General features: G+C 53.7%; 20 protein-coding genes. All 20 read left to right on the top strand.

The window, feature by feature from the left end:
* The first annotated feature begins 75 nt into the window (after positions 1-75).
* The 20 genes from mioC (at position 76) to P2R09_RS00915 (ending at position 20,794) form a co-directional block, all read left to right on the top strand.
* Entirely contained in the window at positions 76-516 is a 441-nt protein-coding gene (gene mioC / locus P2R09_RS01010) for an FMN-binding protein MioC (RefSeq protein WP_078805083.1), read from the top strand.
* A gap of 432 nt (positions 517-948) precedes the next feature.
* On the top strand, positions 949-2,838 hold the full coding sequence (gene mnmG / locus P2R09_RS01005; protein WP_275766254.1) for a tRNA uridine-5-carboxymethylaminomethyl(34) synthesis enzyme MnmG: 1,890 nt from the start codon (positions 949-951) through the stop codon (positions 2,836-2,838).
* A 47-nt stretch (positions 2,839-2,885) separates the two neighbouring features.
* Positions 2,886-3,503, top strand: a complete 618-nt coding sequence (gene rsmG / locus P2R09_RS01000) for a 16S rRNA (guanine(527)-N(7))-methyltransferase RsmG (protein WP_275766252.1) — start codon at positions 2,886-2,888, stop codon at positions 3,501-3,503.
* Positions 3,504-4,192: 689 nt separating this feature from the next.
* Positions 4,193-4,573 carry a F0F1 ATP synthase subunit I gene (atpI, locus tag P2R09_RS00995; protein WP_003849503.1) on the top strand — a complete coding sequence of 127 codons (381 nt, stop codon included), beginning with the start codon at positions 4,193-4,195 and terminating at the stop codon, positions 4,571-4,573.
* An 8-nt stretch (positions 4,574-4,581) separates the two neighbouring features.
* A complete protein-coding gene (gene atpB, locus P2R09_RS00990) occupies positions 4,582-5,400 on the top strand; it encodes a F0F1 ATP synthase subunit A (RefSeq protein ID WP_275766247.1) in 819 nt (272 codons plus the stop codon).
* A 105-nt stretch (positions 5,401-5,505) separates the two neighbouring features.
* Entirely contained in the window at positions 5,506-5,745 is a 240-nt protein-coding gene (gene atpE, locus P2R09_RS00985) for a F0F1 ATP synthase subunit C (RefSeq protein ID WP_003849523.1), read from the top strand.
* Between the two features lie 107 nt (positions 5,746-5,852).
* Positions 5,853-6,323 carry a F0F1 ATP synthase subunit B gene (gene atpF / locus P2R09_RS00980; RefSeq protein WP_003849528.1) on the top strand — a complete coding sequence of 157 codons (471 nt, stop codon included), beginning with the start codon at positions 5,853-5,855 and terminating at the stop codon, positions 6,321-6,323.
* A 14-nt stretch (positions 6,324-6,337) separates the two neighbouring features.
* Positions 6,338-6,871, top strand: coding sequence for a F0F1 ATP synthase subunit delta (gene atpH / locus P2R09_RS00975; RefSeq protein ID WP_003849530.1), 534 nt, complete (start codon positions 6,338-6,340; stop codon positions 6,869-6,871).
* 14 nt (positions 6,872-6,885) lie between these two features.
* Positions 6,886-8,427 carry a F0F1 ATP synthase subunit alpha gene (atpA, locus tag P2R09_RS00970; RefSeq protein ID WP_275766242.1) on the top strand — a complete coding sequence of 514 codons (1,542 nt, stop codon included), beginning with the start codon at positions 6,886-6,888 and terminating at the stop codon, positions 8,425-8,427.
* 52 nt (positions 8,428-8,479) lie between these two features.
* Positions 8,480-9,346 carry a F0F1 ATP synthase subunit gamma gene (atpG, locus tag P2R09_RS00965; RefSeq protein ID WP_003849534.1) on the top strand — a complete coding sequence of 289 codons (867 nt, stop codon included), beginning with the start codon at positions 8,480-8,482 and terminating at the stop codon, positions 9,344-9,346.
* 30 nt (positions 9,347-9,376) lie between these two features.
* Positions 9,377-10,774 (top strand): F0F1 ATP synthase subunit beta, encoded by a 1,398-nt coding sequence (atpD, locus tag P2R09_RS00960; protein WP_008926373.1) that lies wholly within the window; start codon positions 9,377-9,379, stop codon positions 10,772-10,774.
* Between the two features lie 24 nt (positions 10,775-10,798).
* Entirely contained in the window at positions 10,799-11,218 is a 420-nt protein-coding gene (locus P2R09_RS00955; RefSeq protein WP_008926374.1) for a F0F1 ATP synthase subunit epsilon, read from the top strand.
* A 160-nt stretch (positions 11,219-11,378) separates the two neighbouring features.
* On the top strand, positions 11,379-12,749 hold the full coding sequence (gene glmU, locus P2R09_RS00950) for a bifunctional UDP-N-acetylglucosamine diphosphorylase/glucosamine-1-phosphate N-acetyltransferase GlmU (protein ID WP_275766235.1): 1,371 nt from the start codon (positions 11,379-11,381) through the stop codon (positions 12,747-12,749).
* 154 nt (positions 12,750-12,903) lie between these two features.
* Positions 12,904-14,733 (top strand): glutamine--fructose-6-phosphate transaminase (isomerizing), encoded by a 1,830-nt coding sequence (gene glmS / locus P2R09_RS00945; protein ID WP_275766232.1) that lies wholly within the window; start codon positions 12,904-12,906, stop codon positions 14,731-14,733.
* Between the two features lie 165 nt (positions 14,734-14,898).
* Positions 14,899-15,942 (top strand): phosphate ABC transporter substrate-binding protein PstS, encoded by a 1,044-nt coding sequence (gene pstS / locus P2R09_RS00940; protein ID WP_003849544.1) that lies wholly within the window; start codon positions 14,899-14,901, stop codon positions 15,940-15,942.
* 86 nt (positions 15,943-16,028) lie between these two features.
* Positions 16,029-16,991, top strand: a complete 963-nt coding sequence (pstC, locus tag P2R09_RS00935) for a phosphate ABC transporter permease PstC (protein WP_003849546.1) — start codon at positions 16,029-16,031, stop codon at positions 16,989-16,991.
* A complete protein-coding gene (gene pstA / locus P2R09_RS00930) occupies positions 16,988-17,878 on the top strand; it encodes a phosphate ABC transporter permease PstA (protein WP_275766229.1) in 891 nt (296 codons plus the stop codon). Before pstC ends, pstA begins: the two co-directional genes overlap by 4 nt.
* A gap of 44 nt (positions 17,879-17,922) precedes the next feature.
* Positions 17,923-18,696, top strand: coding sequence for a phosphate ABC transporter ATP-binding protein PstB (gene pstB, locus P2R09_RS00925; RefSeq protein ID WP_003849550.1), 774 nt, complete (start codon positions 17,923-17,925; stop codon positions 18,694-18,696).
* 17 nt (positions 18,697-18,713) lie between these two features.
* The gene (phoU, locus tag P2R09_RS00920; RefSeq protein ID WP_003849553.1) at positions 18,714-19,448 is read left to right on the top strand and encodes a phosphate signaling complex protein PhoU; all 735 of its coding nucleotides are present in this window, start codon (positions 18,714-18,716) and stop codon (positions 19,446-19,448) included.
* Between the two features lie 104 nt (positions 19,449-19,552).
* Complete coding sequence (locus P2R09_RS00915; RefSeq protein WP_003849555.1) at positions 19,553-20,794, top strand: MFS transporter; 1,242 nt, start codon at positions 19,553-19,555, stop codon at positions 20,792-20,794.
* Positions 20,795-21,137 lie beyond the last annotated feature (343 nt).

Genomic DNA, 21,137 nt, shown 5'->3' with positions numbered 1-21,137 from the left:
TAACCCTGTTGTCCACAGGTGGATCACCGCTTGATCACAGCGTACAATGCTCGCCTTAATGTCCGGGAGAGCAAGATGGCCGATATTACCTTAATCAGTGGCAGTACTCTGGGTAGCGCAGAGTATGTGGCTGAACATCTCGAAGAAAAATTACAGGAAGCGGGCTTCTCAACCCAGATGCTGCATGGTCCGGCGCTGGATGAGGTGCCGCACGAGGGTATCTGGCTGGTGGTCTGCTCAACCCACGGTGCTGGCGATATTCCTGACAACCTTCTGCCCCTGTTCGAGGCCATCACGGAAAGCAAACCCGATCTCTCGCAGGTGCGGTTTGGTGCTATCGGACTCGGCAATCATGAATATGATCTCTTTTGTGGCGCGATCCGCCAGATTACAGCGCTGTTAATTGCTCAGGGTGCCCGTCAGATCGGCGATCGCCTTGAGATTGATGTGCTGGAGCATGAGATTCCTGAAGATCCCGCAGAAGCTTGGCTGGAAAGCTGGAAAAACGCGATCTGAAGGGGGCTGGGGATCGCGAAATAGTCACGATCCCCAGTGGAAGATGCTGATTTTATCCTTTTCCTTCCTTTTATTTTGTGGATAACTACCCTGTTTTGTTGCGTATAACCGGTAGTTATCCAGATAACAACGGGGGAACGATTTTTGAGCTGTGGATAACAGTCCATTTTGATCCCAGCTTATACGGATCAGGATCACCGATCACTCACAGGTAGTGATCCTCTCTATCCTGTTGTTTCTGAGGTGCTTCTGGCACATATCCACAGAAAAGCGGGATCCTAATAAGAGATCTAACAGAAAGATCATATACAGATCTAAGATCCTTTCTTTTAAAACCGGACGATCCCGCGGCTTTCACCCCAGACGGAATTTGAGTAGAATCCACGCCCCAGGACGACGATCCTGCAAGTTCATCAACCGAGGTACCACTTCATGTTTTATCAGGATCCTTTTGACGTCATCGTAATTGGTGGTGGTCATGCGGGCACCGAAGCCGCAATGGCGGCAGCCCGAATGGGTCAGCAAACCCTGTTACTCACCCATAACATTGATACGCTTGGACAAATGTCCTGTAACCCGGCGATTGGTGGTATTGGCAAAGGACATCTGGTGAAGGAAGTGGATGCCCTGGGTGGTCTGATGGCCAGTGCAATTGACCAGGCCGGTATCCAGTTTAGGATACTAAACGCCAGCAAAGGCCCGGCGGTACGGGCGACCCGTGCTCAGGCTGACCGCGTGCTCTATCGGCAGGCGGTGCGAACAGCACTGGAAAACCAGCCTAATCTGATGATCTTCCAGCAGGCGGTTGACGATCTCATTGTGGAAAACGATCGTGTGGTCGGTGCAGTCACGCAAATGGGACTGAAGTTCCGTGCCAAAACGGTGGTCCTCACCGTCGGTACTTTCCTTGATGGCAAAATTCATATCGGTCTGGACAATTACAGTGGCGGTCGCGCTGGTGATCCCCCGTCCATACCGCTGGCAAAACGACTGCGTGCGCTGCCGCTGCGGGTAAACCGCCTCAAGACCGGTACGCCACCACGTATCGATGCGCGCACCATCGATTTTTCAGTGCTTAGCCCGCAGCATGGCGATAACCCCATGCCGGTGTTCTCGTTCATGGGCAATGCGTCTCAGCATCCACAGCAGGTGCCTTGCTGGATCACGCACACCAATGAGAAAACCCATGAAGTGATCCGCAATAACCTGGATCGCAGCCCGATGTACGCCGGGATCATTGAGGGGATCGGTCCACGCTATTGCCCGTCGATCGAAGACAAAGTCATGCGTTTTGCCGATCGTAACTCACATCAGATTTTTCTGGAGCCTGAAGGGCTGACCAGCAATGAGATCTACCCGAACGGTATCTCAACCAGTCTGCCGTTTGACGTACAAATTCAGATCGTCCGATCGATGCAGGGCATGGAGAATGCAAAGATCGTGCGTCCGGGGTATGCCATTGAGTATGACTTCTTCGATCCGCGCGATCTAAAACCGACGCTGGAGAGCAAGTTTATTCATGGCCTGTTCTTTGCCGGACAGATCAACGGCACGACCGGTTACGAAGAAGCGGCAGCGCAGGGGATGCTGGCGGGTCTGAACGCGGCACGTCAGTCTGCTGACAAAGAGGGCTGGGCACCGCGTCGTGATCAGGCTTATCTGGGCGTACTGGTTGACGATCTCTGCACGCTTGGCACTAAAGAGCCTTACCGGATGTTTACCTCCCGTGCTGAATACCGTCTGATGCTGCGCGAAGACAACGCCGATCTGCGTCTGACTGAAACCGGCCGTGAACTGGGTCTGGTGGATGATGCGCGCTGGGCGCGTTTCAACGAGAAGCTGGAAGCGATTGAACAGGAGCGTCAGCGCCTGCGGGATATCTGGGTTCATCCAAAGTCAGAGCACGTGACCGAAGTGAACACGGTTCTCAGCGCGCCGCTGACCAAAGAAGCCAGCGGTGAAGATCTGCTGCGCCGTCCTGAGCTGACCTATCTGAAGCTGATGACACTGGATGCCTTTGGTCCGGCTCTGGCTGATGAGCAGGCCGCTGAGCAGGTTGAGATTCAGGTCAAATATGAAGGCTATATTGCGCGTCAGCAGGAAGAGATTGATCGCCAGTTGCGTAATGAGAACACACTGTTGCCAGTGGAGCTCGACTACCGCCAGGTGAACGGGCTGTCGAATGAGGTGATCGCCAAACTGAACGATCACAAACCCGTGTCAATTGGTCAGGCGACACGTATCTCCGGCATAACACCGGCGGCGATCTCAATTCTGCTTATTTATCTGAAAAAACAGGGTCTGCTGCGTAAAAGCGCCTGATCTGAAACGGGGCGTGGCGACACGCCCCCGCTGAATGGACTTATGTTGTGATCAACACACTCACATCGCTGCTAAAGGCAGCCAGTATTTCCCTCTCCGATCAACAAAAACAGCAGCTGGTTGCCTATGTCGGCCTGCTGGATAAGTGGAACAAAGCCTACAATCTGACATCTGTGCGCGATCCTGAGCAGATGCTGGTCCGTCATATCCTCGATAGCATCGTGGTGGCACCGCATCTTAAAGGCTCGCGTTTTATTGATGTCGGAACCGGTCCCGGACTGCCGGGTATTCCGCTGGCTATCATAATGCCCGATGCGCACTTTACGCTGCTCGACAGTCTGGGCAAACGGGTGCGCTTTCTGCGTCAGGTTCAGCATGAGTTAGGACTCACTAACATTACTCCGGTCCAGAGTCGGGTTGAAGCGTTCCCGGCTGAGCCGCCTTTTGATGGCGTTATCAGCCGTGCATTTGCGTCACTGACCGATATGGTGAACTGGTGTCATCACCTGCCAGGAAGGGAAGGGCGCTTCTTCGCGCTTAAAGGCGTGCGTCCGGACGATGAAATTGACGAATTACCGGCTGGCTATGTTTCTGATGACGTCATTAAACTGCAGGTGCCGCAGCTGGAAGGTGATCGTCATCTGGTCATCATTCGTCATCAGTAGCCCTTCAGCTAGCAGGGGCTTTTATCAGGGTTCTGATGAAAAAAGTGCAGATGATGCGCTATCGATAAAAGATTTTGTTTAAGCCCTGGCGGAATGAAGGTTAAAACAGCGACGGAAATTATCCGAAAAGCTCTGTTACATTTAACGATTGGTTCACATTTAATTATCAGAAATATCACTTGTATAGGTGGGACGCGGAATAAAAGTAGTCACGCCAGAAAATATATCGCGGTAATAACTTTGCGTGCGTAATATCAATTTCACGTTTCTTAAGCATACTTCGATGTCAATAGCGTGTTTTTGATGAAAATAGACTTGCACACGCAATTTTATAATTTCAAAACAATGATTTTAAAGGTTTAATCTGTTTTACAGATTGTTCTTAAATAGGTCGAAGATAAAACTCAGTGTAGTGTGAGTGCTTATTATGTGATCTAAAGCACGCTTTAAAAGCAAGTTGCGCGTGAAATTTCAGTCAGATTAGTGCGAATCTCCGCAGGGTAATCTTTGGAAAAATAGCCCTCCGGAAAGAAATTTAAATAATTGTTCACCTTTTCGCTACTTACCGATTGAAATCGCAGGTGCGGCCCGTATAATTTGCACGGCTTTTGCTGCTTGACTCAACTGCGCAAAGGCAGTCTTATACGACACGCGACATACCCCTAACGGGGCAGGAGAGTATCAGCGTCATGTCAGTGTCTCTTTACAGTTTAAAATTCGCCCGAACGGTGCTGATGATTCAGCTGGTGACGATAGTCATCATCGGCGCACTCTTTACTGTTAAAGATGTCACCTGGGGTGTCTCTGCTCTTGCGGGTGGAGCGGCAGCCTGGCTGCCAAACGTAATGTTTTTGTTTTTAGCCTGGCGCCTGCAGGGGCAATCCCCCACTTCGGGGCGAGTCGCGTGGAGCTTCGCTTTAGGTGAAATAGCTAAAGTGTTTGCGACCATCATTTTGCTCATTGTGGCGTTGGGTCTGTTCGGCGCGGTCTTCTGGCCGGTCGGAATAACCTGGTTATCGGTGCTGGTGGTACATATTCTGGCACCGGCGGTAATTAACAACAAAGGGTAAGAGGCATCATGGCTGCAGGAGAAATCTCTACTCCGCAAGAGTACATTGGTCACCACCTGACACATCTTCAGTTGGACCTGCGTACCTTCGAGTTAGTGAATCCGCACGACGCTCCCGCGACGTTCTGGGTATTAAATATCGATTCCATGTTTTTCTCTATGGTGCTGGGAATCATCTTCCTGGTGTTGTTCCGTAGCGTGGCGAAGTCTGCCACCAGCGGTGTGCCAGGGAAAATGCAGGCGGCTATCGAACTGGTTGTCGGTTTCGTTGATAGTAACGTGCGCGACATGTATCACGGTAAGAGCAAACTTATCGCCCCGCTGGCTCTGACAATTTTTGTCTGGGTCTTCCTGATGAACTTCATGGATCTGCTGCCAATCGACTTGCTGCCGACAATCGCTGAGAAAGGTTTAGGCCTGCCGGCATTGCGCGTCGTACCGTCTGCAGACGTGAACATCACGCTATCTATGGCGTTGGGCGTATTTATTTTGATTCTGTTCTACAGCATCAAAATGAAAGGCATTGGCGGCTTCACGAAAGAGCTGACGCTGCAGCCTTTTAACCACCCGATCTTCATCCCGATCAACCTGATTCTGGAAGGTGTGAGCCTTCTGTCTAAGCCTGTATCACTGGGTTTACGACTGTTCGGTAACATGTATGCGGGTGAACTGATCTTTATCCTTATTGCCGGTCTGTTGCCGTGGTGGTCGCAGTGGGTGCTGAATGTGCCGTGGGCCATTTTCCACATCCTGATCATTTCGCTACAGGCTTTCATTTTCATGGTCCTCACGATCGTCTATCTGTCGATGGCATCTGAAGAGCATTGATTTTTTTCTCAACACTACTTTCCCTCTTGATTCCGGGTGGCAGCGCACCACGCTGAGGCCCGGAAGATTAAGGGAGCATTTAACTGAAACAAACTGGAGACTGTCATGGAAAACCTGAATATGGATCTGCTGTACATGGCTGCCGCTGTGATGATGGGCCTGGCGGCAATCGGTGCTGCGATCGGTATCGGCATCCTCGGAGGAAAATTCCTGGAAGGCGCTGCTCGTCAGCCTGACCTGATTCCTCTGCTGCGTACGCAGTTCTTTGTTGTAATGGGTCTGGTGGATGCAATCCCGATGATCGCTGTTGGTCTGGGTCTGTACGTGATGTTTGCTGTCGCCTAAAGCCCTGTGTTCACTCAGCGCACAATGTGCAAGGGTGAACGGATTCTGCCGCTTATCACGTTGATAACGGCAGAAAAGTTAAATACTCAATCTAGAGGCATTGTGCTGTGAACATTAATGCAACAATCCTCGGCCAGGCTATCGCGTTCATCCTGTTTGTCGCGTTCTGCATGAAGTACGTATGGCCGCCGCTGATGGCTGCTATCGAAAAGCGCCAGAAAGAAATTGCTGAAGGCCTTGCTTCTGCTGAACGTGCCAAGAAAGATTTGGATCTCGCGCAGGCTAATGCGACCGACCAGCTGAAAAAAGCCAAAGAAGACGCTCAGGTCATTATCGAGCAAGCGAACAAGCGTCGCGCGCAGATTCTGGATGAAGCCAAAACCGAAGCTGAAAACGAACGTAATCGCATCGTGACACAAGCGCAGGCTGAAATTGACGCCGAGCGTAAACGTGCACGTGAAGAACTGCGTAAGCAGGTTGCGTTGCTGGCTATGGCTGGCGCCGAGAAGATCATCGAACGCTCCGTGGATGAAGCTGCTAACAGCGACATCGTTGATAAACTGGTCGCTGAACTGTAAGGAGGGAGGGGCTGATGTCTGATCTGATTACTGTAGCTCGCCCCTACGCCAAAGCAGCTTTTGACTTTGCTGTTGAGCATCAAAGTATAGAACGCTGGCAACAGATGCTGGCGTTTGCCGCAGAAGTGGCTCGCAATGAACAGATGGCTGATCTTCTCTCAGGTGCATTAGCCCCTGAAGCGCTGGCAGCGTCGTTTAACGCAGTCTGTGGTGATCAACTGGATGAACCCGCACAGAACCTGATTAAGGTGATGGCGGAAAACGGACGTTTGACAGCGCTTCCGGCTGTACTGGCTCAGTATATCGAACTGCGTGATGCTCATGAAGCCACCGCTGAAGTCGATGTTATTTCCGCCAGTACGCTGAGTGACGACCAGCTGAATAAAATCAGCGCCGCGATGGAAAAACGTCTGTCACGCAAAGTTAAGCTGAATTGCAAAATTGATAAGTCTGTGATGGCAGGCGTGATCATCCGTTCGGGTGATCTGGTTATTGATGGCAGCGTACGCGGCCGTCTTGACCGTCTGGCTGACGTCTTGCAGTCTTAAGGGGACTGGAGCATATGCAACTGAATTCCACCGAAATCAGCGAACTGATCAAGCAGCGCATTGCTCAGTTCAATGTCGTGAGTGAAGCTCACAACGAAGGTACGATTGTTTCTGTAAGTGACGGTATCATCCGCGTACACGGCCTGGCCGATGTCATGCAGGGTGAGATGATTGCCCTGCCGGGTAACCGTTACGCTATCGCCCTGAACCTCGAGCGTGACTCGGTTGGTGCAGTGGTGATGGGTCCGTACGCTGACCTCGCCGAAGGCATGAAGGTTAAGTGTACTGGCCGTATTCTTGAAGTACCGGTAGGCCGTGGCCTGCTGGGCCGCGTCGTGAACACCCTGGGTGCACCTATCGACGGTAAAGGCGCAATCGACAACGACGGTTTCTCACCGGTCGAAGTGATTGCACCTGGCGTTATCGATCGTCAGTCAGTCGACCAGCCAGTTCAGACCGGTTATAAGTCGGTCGATGCGATGATTCCAATCGGCCGTGGCCAGCGTGAGCTGATCATCGGTGACCGTCAGACCGGTAAAACCGCGATGGCGATCGATGCGATCATCAACCAGCGTGACTCAGGCATCAAGTGTGTCTACGTTGCGATTGGTCAGAAAGCCTCAACCATCTCTAACGTGGTTCGTAAGCTGGAAGAGCATGGCGCACTGCAGAACACCATCGTCGTTGTGGCGTCTGCTTCTGAATCCGCTGCACTGCAGTATCTCTCTCCGTACGCAGGTTGTGCGATGGGCGAATACTTCCGTGACCGCGGTGAAGATGCGCTGATCGTATACGATGACCTCTCCAAGCAGGCTATCGCTTACCGTCAAATCTCTCTGCTGCTGCGCCGTCCACCAGGCCGTGAAGCATTCCCTGGCGACGTGTTCTATCTCCACTCTCGTCTGCTGGAACGTGCATCACGCGTAAGCGCTGATTATGTTGCGCGTTTCACCAATGGCGCAGTGACAGGTAAAACCGGTTCACTGACCGCGCTGCCGATCATCGAAACCCAGGCGGGCGACGTTTCTGCGTTCGTTCCGACTAACGTAATCTCGATTACTGATGGTCAGATCTTCCTGGAATCGAACCTGTTCAACTCCGGTATTCGTCCGGCTGTTAACCCAGGTATTTCGGTATCCCGCGTAGGTGGTGCTGCACAGACCAAGATCATCAAGAAACTGTCCGGTGGTATCCGTACCGCGCTGGCACAGTATCGTGAACTGGCGGCGTTCTCGCAGTTCGCCTCTGATCTGGACGATGCAACCCGCAAACAGCTGAGCCATGGTCAGAAAGTGACCGAGCTGCTGAAGCAGAAACAGTATGCGCCGATGTCTGTCGCGCAGCAGGGTCTGGTTCTGTTCGCTGCAGAGCGTGGCTACCTGAACGACGTTGAACTGGCAAAAATTGGCAGCTTCGAAGCTGCGCTGCTGGCCTTCGCCGATCGCGACCACGCTGAGCTGATGGCTGAAATCAACCAGTCGGGTAACTTTAACAACGATATCGAAGCGAAGCTGAAAGGCCTGATCGATACGTTTAAAGCAACCCAGTCCTGGTAATGTCTGGCGGCTTGTCTGAAAAGGCAGGCCGCAAGGCTTTGAGGAGAAGCTAATGGCCGGCGCAAAAGAGATACGAAGCAAGATTGGAAGCGTGAAAAATACGCAGAAGATCACCAAAGCGATGGAAATGGTCGCCGCCTCCAAGATGCGTAAAACGCAGGAACGCATGGCGGCCAGCCGTCCGTATGCAGACACCATGCGCAAAGTGATTGGTCACCTTGCGTTGGGTAATCTGGAATACAAGCACCCTTACCTGGAACAGCGCGACGTGAAGCGCGTCGGCTACCTGGTCGTTTCTACAGACCGCGGGCTTTGTGGTGGTTTGAACATTAACCTGTTCAAAAAATTACTGGCGGATATGAAGTCCTGGTCCGATAAAGGCGTGCAGAGCGATCTGTCGATTATCGGTTCAAAAGGGGCGTCATTCTTCAGTGCAGTGGGTGGCAACATCGTGGCGCAAGTCAGCGGCATGGGCGATAAACCTGCCCTGTCTGATCTGATTGGCCCGGTAAAAGTGATGTTGCAGGCGTATGATGAAGGCCGCATCGACAAACTGATGATCGTCAGTAACAAGTTCAATAACACCATGTCTCAGACTCCGACCATCACCCAACTGCTGCCGTTAGCGCCAGCGGAAGGTGAAGAAGAGATGAAGGCGAAGACCTGGGATTACCTGTACGAACCCGATCCGAAAGCGCTGCTGGATACCCTGCTGCGTCGTTATGTCGAATCGCAGGTTTATCAGGGTGTGGTGGAAAATCTGGCCAGTGAGCAGGCCGCACGTATGGTAGCGATGAAAGCCGCAACCGATAACGGCGGAAATCTGATCAAAGAGCTGCAGTTGGTTTACAACAAAGCTCGTCAGGCTAGCATCACCCAGGAACTTACCGAGATCGTCTCGGGGGCCTCCGCGGTTTAACCAGGTTTGGAATTAGGTAGAGGATTCAAGATGGCAACTGGAAAGATTGTCCAGATTATCGGCGCCGTTGTTGACGTCGAATTCCCTCAGGACGCGGTACCGCAAGTGTACAGCGCCCTCGAGGTTATGAATGGTGATGCGCGTCTGGTGCTGGAAGTACAGCAGCAGCTGGGCGGCGGCGTAGTACGTACCATCGCAATGGGTACGTCTGACGGCCTGAAGCGTGGTCTGAACGTCAACGACCTGCAGAAACCGATTCAGGTACCAGTCGGTAAAGCGACTCTGGGCCGTATCATGAACGTTCTCGGCGAGCCAATCGATATGAAAGGCGAGCTGAAAGAAGAAGATGGCAGCGCAGTAGAGATCGCCTCTATTCACCGCGCAGCGCCTTCTTATGAAGATCAGTCTAACTCGCAGGAACTGCTGGAAACCGGCATCAAGGTTATCGACCTGATGTGTCCGTTTGCCAAAGGCGGTAAAGTGGGTCTGTTCGGTGGTGCGGGTGTAGGTAAAACCGTCAACATGATGGAACTGATCCGTAACATCGCAGCTGAACACTCAGGTTACTCAGTGTTTGCTGGTGTGGGTGAGCGTACTCGTGAGGGTAACGACTTCTACCACGAAATGACTGACTCAAACGTTATCGACAAAGTTGCTCTGGTCTATGGCCAGATGAACGAGCCGCCGGGTAACCGTCTGCGCGTAGCCCTGACCGGTCTGACCATGGCGGAAAAATTCCGTGATGAAGGCCGCGACGTTCTGCTGTTCATCGATAACATCTACCGTTATACCCTGGCCGGTACAGAAGTCTCTGCACTGCTGGGTCGTATGCCATCTGCGGTAGGTTACCAGCCAACGCTGGCAGAAGAGATGGGTGTGTTGCAGGAGCGTATTACCTCCACCAAGACCGGTTCAATCACTTCCGTACAGGCCGTTTACGTCCCTGCGGATGACCTGACTGACCCGTCACCAGCAACTACCTTTGCGCACTTAGACTCAACGGTAACGCTGAGCCGTCAGATCGCATCTCTGGGTATCTACCCGGCCGTTGACCCGCTGGACTCTACCAGCCGTCAGCTGGATCCGCTGGTTGTTGGTCAGGAACACTATGATGTTGCGCGTGGCGTTCAGTCACTGCTGCAGCGTTATCAGGAACTGAAAGACATCATCGCCATCCTCGGTATGGATGAGCTGTCTGAAGAAGACAAACTGCTGGTGGCACGTGCGCGTAAGATTCAGCGCTTCCTGTCTCAGCCGTTCTTCGTTGCGGAAGTATTCACCGGTTCACCGGGTAAATACGTTACGCTGAAAGACACTATCCGTGGCTTTAAAGGCATCATGGAAGGTGAGTTTGACCACCTGCCAGAGCAGGCCTTCTACATGGTTGGCGCCATCGAAGAAGCCGTGGAAAAAGCGAAGAAACTGTAATAACGGTTTCCCGGGAGGAAGATTATGGCTATGACTTATCACCTGGATGTGGTCAGCGCAGAGGAGCAGTTGTTCTCTGGTCTGGTACAGAAGATTCAGGTGTCAGGTAGCGAAGGTGAACTGGGGATTTTCCCTGGCCATGCGCCGCTGCTGACTGCCATTAAGCCTGGAATGATCCGTATCGTGAAACAGCACGGCGAAGAGGAGTATATCTACCTCTCTGGCGGCGTGCTGGAAGTGCAACCAGGCAGCAGCACCGTTCTGGCCGATACCGCGATTCGCGGTACCGATCTGGACGAAGCGCGCGCACTGGAAGCAAAACGCAAAGCAGAAGAGCACATGAACAGCAGCCATGGCGACGTGGACTATGCTCAGGCCTCTGCCGAGCTGGCGAAAGCCATTGCTAAACTGCGCGTGATCGAACTGACCAAAAAAGCGATGTAATCCAGCTTTATGCGTCACGAAATGCCAGCCCTCGGGCTGGCATTTTTTTTGCCTGCGGCGCCCGATCTGCCTGTCCGCCTAATTTCGGCCTGAGAAAAATGTAGTAATCTCAACCTCAAACCGTTTTACTTTCACCCGTAAAAATTCACTCAGGATAGTTATGTCTAACAGTGCGATGAGTGTGGTGATCCTTGCTGCTGGCAAGGGCACCCGTATGTATTCCGATCTGCCTAAAGTTCTGCATACGCTGGCAGGCAAACCGATGGTTCAGCACGTCATTGATGCCGCCAAAGGGCTGGGCGCACAGCATGTGCATCTGGTTTATGGTCATGGCGGCGATCGCCTGAAAGCGACCCTCACTGACAGCACGCTTAACTGGGTGCTGCAGGCCGAGCAGCTCGGCACCGGCCATGCTATGCAGCAGGCTGCCCCTGCTTTTGCAGATGATGAAGATATCATGATGCTCTATGGCGACGTGCCGCTGATCACGCAGGCGACATTACAGCGTCTTCGCGAAGCAAAACCGCAGGGCGGCATCGGCTTACTCACCGTGGTACTGGATGACCCTACCGGCTATGGCCGCATTGTGCGTGAAAACGACACCATCACCGGCATTATCGAACAGAAAGATGCCAGCCCGGCGCAGCTCACTATTAAAGAGATCAACACCGGCATTCTGATCGCCAACGGGGGCGACTTAAAACGCTGGCTGGCGCAGCTGACCAACAACAATGCGCAGGGTGAATATTACATCACTGATATTATCGCGCTGGCGCATCAGGAAGGCCGGGTGATCAACGCGGTCCATCCGGCACGCATCAGTGAAACGGATGGTGTCAATAACCGGCTGCAGCTGGCGACATTAGAACGCACTTTCCAGGCTGAACAGGCGGAAAAACTGCTGCTGGCCGGCGTAATGCTGCGCGATCCGGCGCGTTTTGATCTGCGTGGAACGCTGACCCATGGACGGGATGTTGAAATCGACACCAACGTCATTATTGAAGGCCAGGTCACGCTGGGCTCGCGCGTCAGAATTGGCGCAGGCTGCATTATCAAAAACAGCGTGATTGGCGATGACTGTGAGATCAGCCCCTATACGGTGATCGAGGATGCTAATCTCGCCACCGCCTGTACCGTTGGGCCTTTTGCCCGTCTGCGTCCTGGCTGCGAGCTGGCGCAGGCCGCCCACGTGGGTAACTTCGTCGAAATGAAGAAAGCGCGTCTGGGTAAGGGTTCGAAAGCGGGTCACCTCTCCTACCTGGGTGATGCAGAGATTGGCGACAACGTGAATATCGGTGCAGGCACGATCACCTGCAACTACGATGGCGCGAATAAATTCAAAACTGTGATTGGCGATGACGTGTTTGTCGGCTCGGATACGCAACTGGTGGCACCGGTCAACGTCGCGCCAGGCACCACCATCGCGGCAGGTACTACCGTTATGAGGGATGTGCCTCAGGCCGGTCTGGTTTACAACCGCAAAGAGCAGAATCACAAAGCGGACTGGCAGCGTCCGGTGAAGAAAAAATAAATTTTTTAACGGCCCGCTTTATGCGGGCCGATGCAGTGCAGTGCCAAAACTATAATCCCCACTCTCTACAAGGCTCGGGGAACCGGCAAAGCCGGATATCAGGTCGCATGACAACAGAAGTGGCGAAAAGCCATGTAGTCAGGAAAACATCATTATGTGTGGAATTGTTGGTGCAGTAGCACAACGCGATATCGCAGAAATTCTGCTGGAAGGTCTGCGTCGTCTTGAGTATCGCGGATATGATTCGGCCGGTCTGGCCGTGGTCGATCGTCAGGGGCACGTCACGCGCCTGAGACGTTTAGGGAAAGTGCAGAAGCTGGCAGAAGCCGCTGAACAGCAACCGCTGATTGGTGGCACCGGCATCGCGCACACGCGCTGGGCAACCCATGGCGAACCGTCGGAAGCGAATGCGCATCCGCACATCTCAGAGCACATTATCATTGTGCACAACGGCATCATTGAAAACCATGAGCCGCTGCGCGCTGAGCTGATCGCGCGCGGCTACGTCTTTGCCTCTGAAACCGACACCGAAGTAGTGGCGCATCTGGTTCACTGGGAGCAGAAGCAGGGCGGTTCACTGCGCGAAGTGGTGTTGCGTGTGATTCCACAGCTGCGCGGTGCCTATGGCATGGTGATCATGGATAGCCGCGATCCCTCACTGCTGGTGGCGGCCCGTTCCGGCAGCCCGCTGGTTATTGGTCGTGGGATGGGTGAAAACTTTATCGCTTCTGATCAGCTGGCCCTGCTGCCAGTGACCCGCCGCTTTATCTATCTGGAAGAGGGTGATATCGCCGAGATCAGTCGTCGTGATGTCACGATTATTGACCGCGAAGGCAACACCGTGACGCGTGCCGAGATCGAATCTAATCTGCAATATGATGCCGGTGACAAAGGTATTTACCGTCACTACATGCAGAAAGAGATCTACGAACAGCCGATGGCGCTGAAAAGCACCCTGAGCGGTCGGTTCAGCCAGGGTAAGGTTGATCTCAGCGAACTGGGCGCGGGCGCAGAAGCGCTGCTGAGCCAGGTAGAGCATATCCAGATTATCGCCTGTGGCACCTCCTACAACTCTGGCATGGTGTCACGCTACTGGTTTGAGTCGCTGGCTAACCTGCCCTGTGATGTGGAGATCGCCTCTGAGTTCCGCTATCGCAAGTCAGCGGTGCGCAAAAACAGCCTGCTGATCACCCTGTCGCAGTCGGGTGAAACGGCAGATACCCTGGCAGCGCTGCGTCTTTCTAAAGAGCTGGGCTACCTGGGGTCACTGGCGGTCTGTAACGTAGCCGGTTCGTCACTGGTGCGGGAATCTGACCTGGCGCTGATGACCAAAGCGGGCACCGAAATCGGCGTCGCCTCTACCAAAGCGTTCACTACACAGTTAGCCGTGCTGCTGATGCTGGTGGCGAAACTGGGCCGTCTGAAAGGGATGTCTGCTGAGACTGAACATGAGATCGTTCATGCCCTGCAGGCGTTGCCGAACCGGATTGAGCAGATGCTGGCGCAGGATAAGCTGATTGAGAATCTGGCTGAAGGCTTCTCTGACAAGCATCATGCGCTGTTCCTGGGTCGTGGCGACCAATATCCGATTGCCATGGAAGGGGCGCTGAAGCTTAAAGAGATCTCCTACATTCATGCGGAAGCCTACGCCGCAGGCGAGCTGAAACATGGCCCGCTGGCGCTGATTGATGCTGACATGCCGGTTATTGTGGTGGCACCTAACAACGAACTGCTGGAGAAGCTGAAATCCAACATCGAAGAGGTGCGCGCACGCGGCGGCCTGCTCTATGTGTTTGCCGATCAGGATGCGGGCTTCAGCGACAGTGACGGGATGAAAATTATTCCGTTACCGCACGTTGAAGAAGTGATTGCTCCTATCTTCTACACCGTGCCATTGCAGCTACTCTCCTATCACGTCGCCCTGATTAAAGGTACCGACGTCGATCAGCCTCGTAACCTGGCAAAATCCGTTACCGTGGAATAACCTGGTGGGCCCCGTCGCGGGCCCACTTCATTCTGGGCCTCTGTCATATAACTGTCATATTTCGTACATTTCACTGTCATCAAACTGTCCTATTTTCCCTCCTGCAGCAATCACAGACTCTTACTAAAACGGCCCCAAGCCTGACTTTTCTCCCCTGGAGGGAACATGACACTGATGCGTAGCACCGTAGCCCGAATCCTCGCCACCACCTTCGCCGTAAGCGCGGTATCTGCTTTTGCGGCCACCGATCTCACTGGCGCAGGCGGGACGTTCCCGGCGCCGGTTTATGCCAAGTGGGCAGCAGAATATCAGCAAGCCACCGGTAGCAAAATTAACTACCAGGGCATCGGTTCATCTGGCGGCGTTAAACAGATCATCGCCAAAACCGTTGATTTCGGTGCGTCCGATGCGCCAATGAAAGATGAAGATCTGCAGAAAAATGGCCTGTTCCAGTTCCCTACCGTGATCGGTGGTGTGGTACTGGCAGTTAACCTGCCCGGTATCAAGTCAGGCCAGCTGACGCTGGATGGCAAGACCGTTGGTGATATCTACCTCGGCACCATCAAAAAGTGGAACGACCCGGCGATCGCCAAACTTAACCCGGGCGTGAAACTGCCGGAAACCAACATCAACGTGGTGCGTCGCGCTGATGGTTCAGGCACCTCCTTCGTCTTCACCAGCTATCTGGCGAAAGTGAACCAGGACTGGAACAGCAAAATTGGTAAAGGCAACACCGTTAACTGGCCAGTGGGTCTGGGCGGTAAAGGCAACGACGGCGTCGCCGCGTTTGTTCAGCGTCTGCCGGGTTCAATCGGTTATGTTGAATATGCCTACGCTAAACAGAACAACCTGACCTACACCAAACTGATGGATGCTGATGGTAAAGCGGTCGCACCAAGCGAAACCAGCTTCAGCAATGCCGCGAAAGGCGCTGACTGGAGCAAATCGTTCGCACAGGATCTGACCTTCCAGAAGGGCGCTGATGCCTGGCCAATCTCCTCAACCACCTTCATTCTGATCTACAAAGACCAGGCGAATGCGGCCAAAGGCGCTGAAGTACTGAAGTTCTTCGACTGGGCTTACAAGAAAGGCAGCAAAACCGCCACTGCGCTGGATTATGCTGCGCTGCCAGAGAGCGTGACCGAGCAGATTCGCGCCGCCTGGAAAGCCAACATCAAAGACAGTTCTGGTAAAGCGCTTTATCAGTAATTGACCGACCCTGACTGGGCAGCGGTCCGGTCAGACCCAACGGGCGGCTCATGCCGCCCTGATAACTTCTGAAGACTGAGACTTCTATGGCTGCAACGAAGCCGGCATTCAAAGCCCCGGGTAAACAAGGTGATAAGATTTTTGGCGCGCTGGTCAGACTGGCTGCGCTGATTGTACTGTTACTGATGGGCGGCATTATTGTTTCCCTGATCATCTCCTCGTGGCCCAGCATCCAGAAGTTTGGTTTCGCCTTTTTGTGGACCAAAACCTGGGATGCGCCCAACGAACAATTTGGTGCACTGGTACCGATCTACGGCACCCTTGTAACCTCCATCATTGCCCTGATTATTGCCGTGCCGGTGAGTTTCGGTATCGCGCTGTTCCTGACTGAACTCTCACCCGCCTGGCTGCGTCGCCCGCTGGGCACGGCTATTGAGCTGCTGGCGGCTATCCCGAGTATCGTTTACGGCATGTGGGGCCTGTTTGTTTTCGCGCCGCTGTTCGCCGAATATTTTCAGACGCCGGTTAACGACGTGATGTCGGGCATTCCGATTGTCGGCGAACTCTTCTCCGGCCCGGCTTTTGGTATCGGTATTCTTGCTGCAGGGGTGATTCTGGCAATCATGATCATCCCTTACATCGCTTCGGTCATGCGCGACGTGTTTGAACAGACCCCGGTGATGATGAAAGAGTCTGCTTACGGTATCGGCTGCACCACCTGGGAAGTGATCTGGCGCGTCGTACTGCCCTTTACCAAAAATGGCGTGATTGGTGGTGTGATGCTGGGACTGGGTCGTGCGCTGGGCGAGACCATGGCGGTCACCTTTATTATTGGCAACACCTACCAGCTCGACAGCCCGTCGCTGTTTATGCCGGGTAACAGCATTACCTCAGCACTGGCTAACGAGTTTGCAGAAGCGGAGTCGGGCGTGCATGTTGCCGCGCTGATGGAGCTGGGACTGATCCTGTTTGTGATTACCTTTATCGTGCTGGCGATTTCAAAGCTGATGATTATGCGACTGCAGAAAAGTGAAGGAGCGCGCTCATGACTACGATTGAAATTCAGGCGCGCGCCGATCTGGACGCATCGCGCCGTAAAATGCAGTCCTGGCGCAGTACTAAAAATAAAATTGCGCTGACGCTGTCGCTGCTGACCATGGCATTTGGTCTGTTCTGGCTGGTGTGGATCCTGTTTACCACCGTAACGCGCGGCGTAGATGGGCTTTCCTGGTCCCTGTTCACTGAATCAACGCCACCACCGAATACCGCGGGCGGCGGTCTGGCGAACGCCCTGGCGGGCAGTGGATTACTGATTTTCTGGTCTACCTTTTTTGGTACGCCGCTGGGCATCATGGCGGGTATTTACCTGGCGGAATATGGTCGCAAATCGGCGCTGTCAGAAGTGATTCGCTTTATTAACGACATTCTGCTTTCAGCTCCCTCCATTGTGGTCGGCCTGTTCGTCTACACCCTGGTGGTGGCGAAGATGCAGCACTTCTCCGGCTGGGCCGGGGTGATTGCGCTGGCCCTGCTGCAGGTGCCCATTGTGATTCGTACCACTGAAAACATGCTGCGTCTGGTGCCAGACAGCATGCGTGAAGCCGCTTATGCGCTCGGCACGCCCAAGTGGAAGATGATCTCGGCCATCACCCTGAAAGCCTCGGTCTCCGGCATCATTACTGGCGTGCTGCTGGCGATTGCCCGCATCGCAGGTGAAACAGCCCCGCTGCTGTTTACGGCGCTGTCGAACCAGTTCTGGAGCACCGACATGATGCAGCCGCTGGCGAACCTGCCGGTCACCATCTTTAAATTCGCCATGAGCCCGTTTGCCGAATGGCAGAGCCTGGCCTGGGCGGGTGTGCTGATCATTACCCTTTGCGTGCTGTTGCTGAACATTGTCGCGCGGGTCATTTTCGCCAAAGGTAAACACGGTTAACTTCCGGCGCGGCCCTGAGCGGCGCCGTATAAGAGAGATGAATTATGAGTATCGCGACAGCATCAGCCGATAAAATTCAGGTCCGTAATCTGAACTTCTATTACGGCAAGTTTCATGCGCTGAAGAACATCAATCTGGATATCGCTAAGAATGAGGTGACCGCGTTTATCGGGCCCTCGGGCTGTGGTAAGTCTACCCTGCTGCGTACCTTCAATAAGATGTACTCACTCTATCCGGAGCAGCGGGCCGAAGGGGACATTCTGCTGGATGGCGAAAATATTCTGGCGACACAGCAGGATATCGCGCTGCTGCGCGCCCGCGTCGGCATGGTGTTTCAGAAGCCGACACCGTTCCCGATGTCGATCTATGACAACATCGCTTTCGGCGTGCGTCTGTTTGAAAAGCTGTCACGTGCCGATATGGATGAGCGCGTACAGTGGGCGCTGACCAAAGCGGCGCTGTGGAATGAAACCAAAGACAAGCTGCATCAGAGCGGTTACAGTCTTTCCGGCGGCCAGCAGCAGCGTCTGTGCATTGCCCGTGGCATCGCGATTCGTCCGGAAGTTCTGCTACTGGATGAACCCTGCTCCGCGCTGGACCCCATCTCCACCGGCCGTATCGAGGAGCTGATCACCGAGCTGAAGCAGGATTACACTGTGGTGATCGTGACGCACAACATGCAGCAGGCAGCACGCTGCTCTGACCATACCGCTTTCATGTACCTGGGCGAACTGATTGAGTTCAGCGACACCGACACGCTGTTCACCAAGCCCGCGCAGAAGCAAACCGAAGACTACATTACTGGCCGCTACGGCTGATCTGACAGGAGAACGACATGGATAATCTGAATCTGAATAAGCACATCTCCGGTCAGTTCAATGCCGAACTGGAGCATATCCGTACCCAGGTGATGATCATGGGCGGCATGGTCGAGCAGCAGCTGACTGATGCTATTACCGCGATGCATAATCTGGATGGCGAACTGGCGCAGCGGGTGATCGACGGCGACCAGAAGGTCAACATGATGGAAGTTGAGATTGATGAAGCCTGCGTGCGCATCATCGCCAAACGTCAGCCAACCGCGATCGATTTGCGTCTGGTGATGGCGATCATCAAAACGATCTCCGAGCTGGAGCGCATTGGCGATGTGGCGGAGAAGATCAGCCGCACGGCGCTGGAGAAGTTTGGTCAACAGCATCTTCCGCTGCTGGTGAGCCTTGAGTCGCTGGGACGTCACACCGTGCAGATGCTGCATGATGTGCTGGATGCCTTTGCACGTATGGATCTCAATGAAGCGATTACCATCTACCGCGAAGATAAAAAGGTGGATAAAGAGTATGAAGGCATTGTTCGTCAGCTGATGACCTACATGATGGAAGATCCGCGCACGATTCCCAGCGTGCTGACGGCACTGTTCTGCGCCCGCGCCATTGAGCGCATCGGCGATCGTTGCCAGAACATCTGCGAAATCATCTTCTATTTCGTCAAAGGTCAGGATTTTCGTCATGTGGGCGGGGATCGGCTCGATGAATTACTGTCGGGTGACGATGGCAGCAACAAACCTTCCTGATACACCTTATCCCTGTGCCAGACAGGCGCAGGGATAAGCCTTTCTGATTGGTCACCTCCTGAACTCTCTTTATAATTGCGGCACTTTACTCTCTGAGGTGCGCAATGATGTCCCCTTCTCCCCAATCTAAACCGGGCGTAACGCCGGGCAAAGCGATGCTGGCTGCGGTAAGCGGTTATGCCATGGATGGATTTGACCTGCTGATACTCGGGTTTATGCTGCCGGCTATCAGTGTTTCACTGGCGCTCAATCCATCACAGGCAGGATCGCTGGTGACCTGGACGCTGATCGGCGCGGTCATCGGTGGCATCGTCTTTGGTCATCTCAGCGATCGTTATGGGCGTATTCGTATGCTGACCGTCACGATTCTGGTCTTCTCTATCTTTACCGGCCTGTGCGCGGTGGCGCAGGGCTACTGGGATCTGCTCGCCTGGCGAACGCTGGCAGGTGTGGGACTGGGCGGCGAGTTTGGTATTGGCATGGCGCTGATTGCCGAAGCCTGGCCTGCGGAGAAGCGTAATCGTGCCTCAGCCTGGGTCGGTATCGGCTGGCAGCTGGGCGTGCTGATGGCGGCCTTTATCACGCCACCGCTGCTGAATATCATCGGCTGGCGTGGCATGTTCCTGGTTGGTTTGTTGCCTGCGCTGGTCTCGTTCGCCATTCGTCGCGGGATGGGAGAACCTGAGGCGTATCAGCGACAGGTTAAACATGTGCCGTCACTATCGTTTCCGGCACGCCTGAAGCTGCTGGTCCGCGATCGCGCTACCGCTAAAGCCAGCCTGGGCATTTTTATCCTCTGCTCCGTCCAGAATTTTGGCTACTACGGGCTGATGATCTGGATGCCGAGCTACCTCTCTTCCAGCTTTGGTTTCAGCCTGACAAAATCGGGCCTCTGGACCGCCGTGACCGTCGTCGGCATGACCTTTGGCATCTGGCTGTTTGGCGTGCTGGCCGATCGCTTTGCACGCTGGAAAATTTTCCTGCTCTATCAGTTTGGCGCTGTCGTGATGGTGGTGGTCTATGCGCAGCTGCGTGACCCGAACATCATGCTCTTTACCGGCGCCATCATGGGGATGTTTGTTAACGGCATGATTGGCGGCTATGGGGCGCTGATTTCCGATACCTTCCCGCCACAGGTACGTGCCACCGCGCAGAACGTCCTGTTCAACCTTGGGCGTGGCGTAGGCGGTTTTGGTCCGGTCGTGATTGGCCTGCTGGCGAGCCAGTTCTCGTTCACAGCGGCGATTACTCTGCTGGCGCTGATTTATCTGCTGGATATTGTGGCAACGTTGTTCCTGCTGCCGAAGAAACAGAGTCAGGAAGATACGCTGGGGGCCATTGGCTGATGCTCACCTGAAGGATGGGCTGTGACTGTCATCTCAGCTATGCGGGTTCAGCAACAGGATTGACGATCGTCATCTCAGTAGATGATCAGCAAGATGAGAAAAAAATCCGCACTCTATTTCAGGATAGAGTGCGGTTGATAACATATATCAAGCGGATACAGAGGGATTTATTCAGAGAGCTTACACACTCAATTAATCTCACTGGCAATAAAATTGTCAGATTCCGATGAGATCAATTTTTGATCAGATTAATTTCTTTCTGGGTCTTGTCGCTTTTTTTAACACCAAATTTGCTTCTGACTTAACTGATTTTATATCAGGCTTACTGGCACAGAATGGACAT

This window comes from Pantoea sp. Cr_R13, assembly GCF_029222565.1.
Taxonomy (GTDB): Bacteria; Pseudomonadota; Gammaproteobacteria; order Enterobacterales; family Enterobacteriaceae; genus Pantoea; species Pantoea eucalypti.
This window is presented reverse-complemented; position numbering and strand designations above follow the sequence as displayed.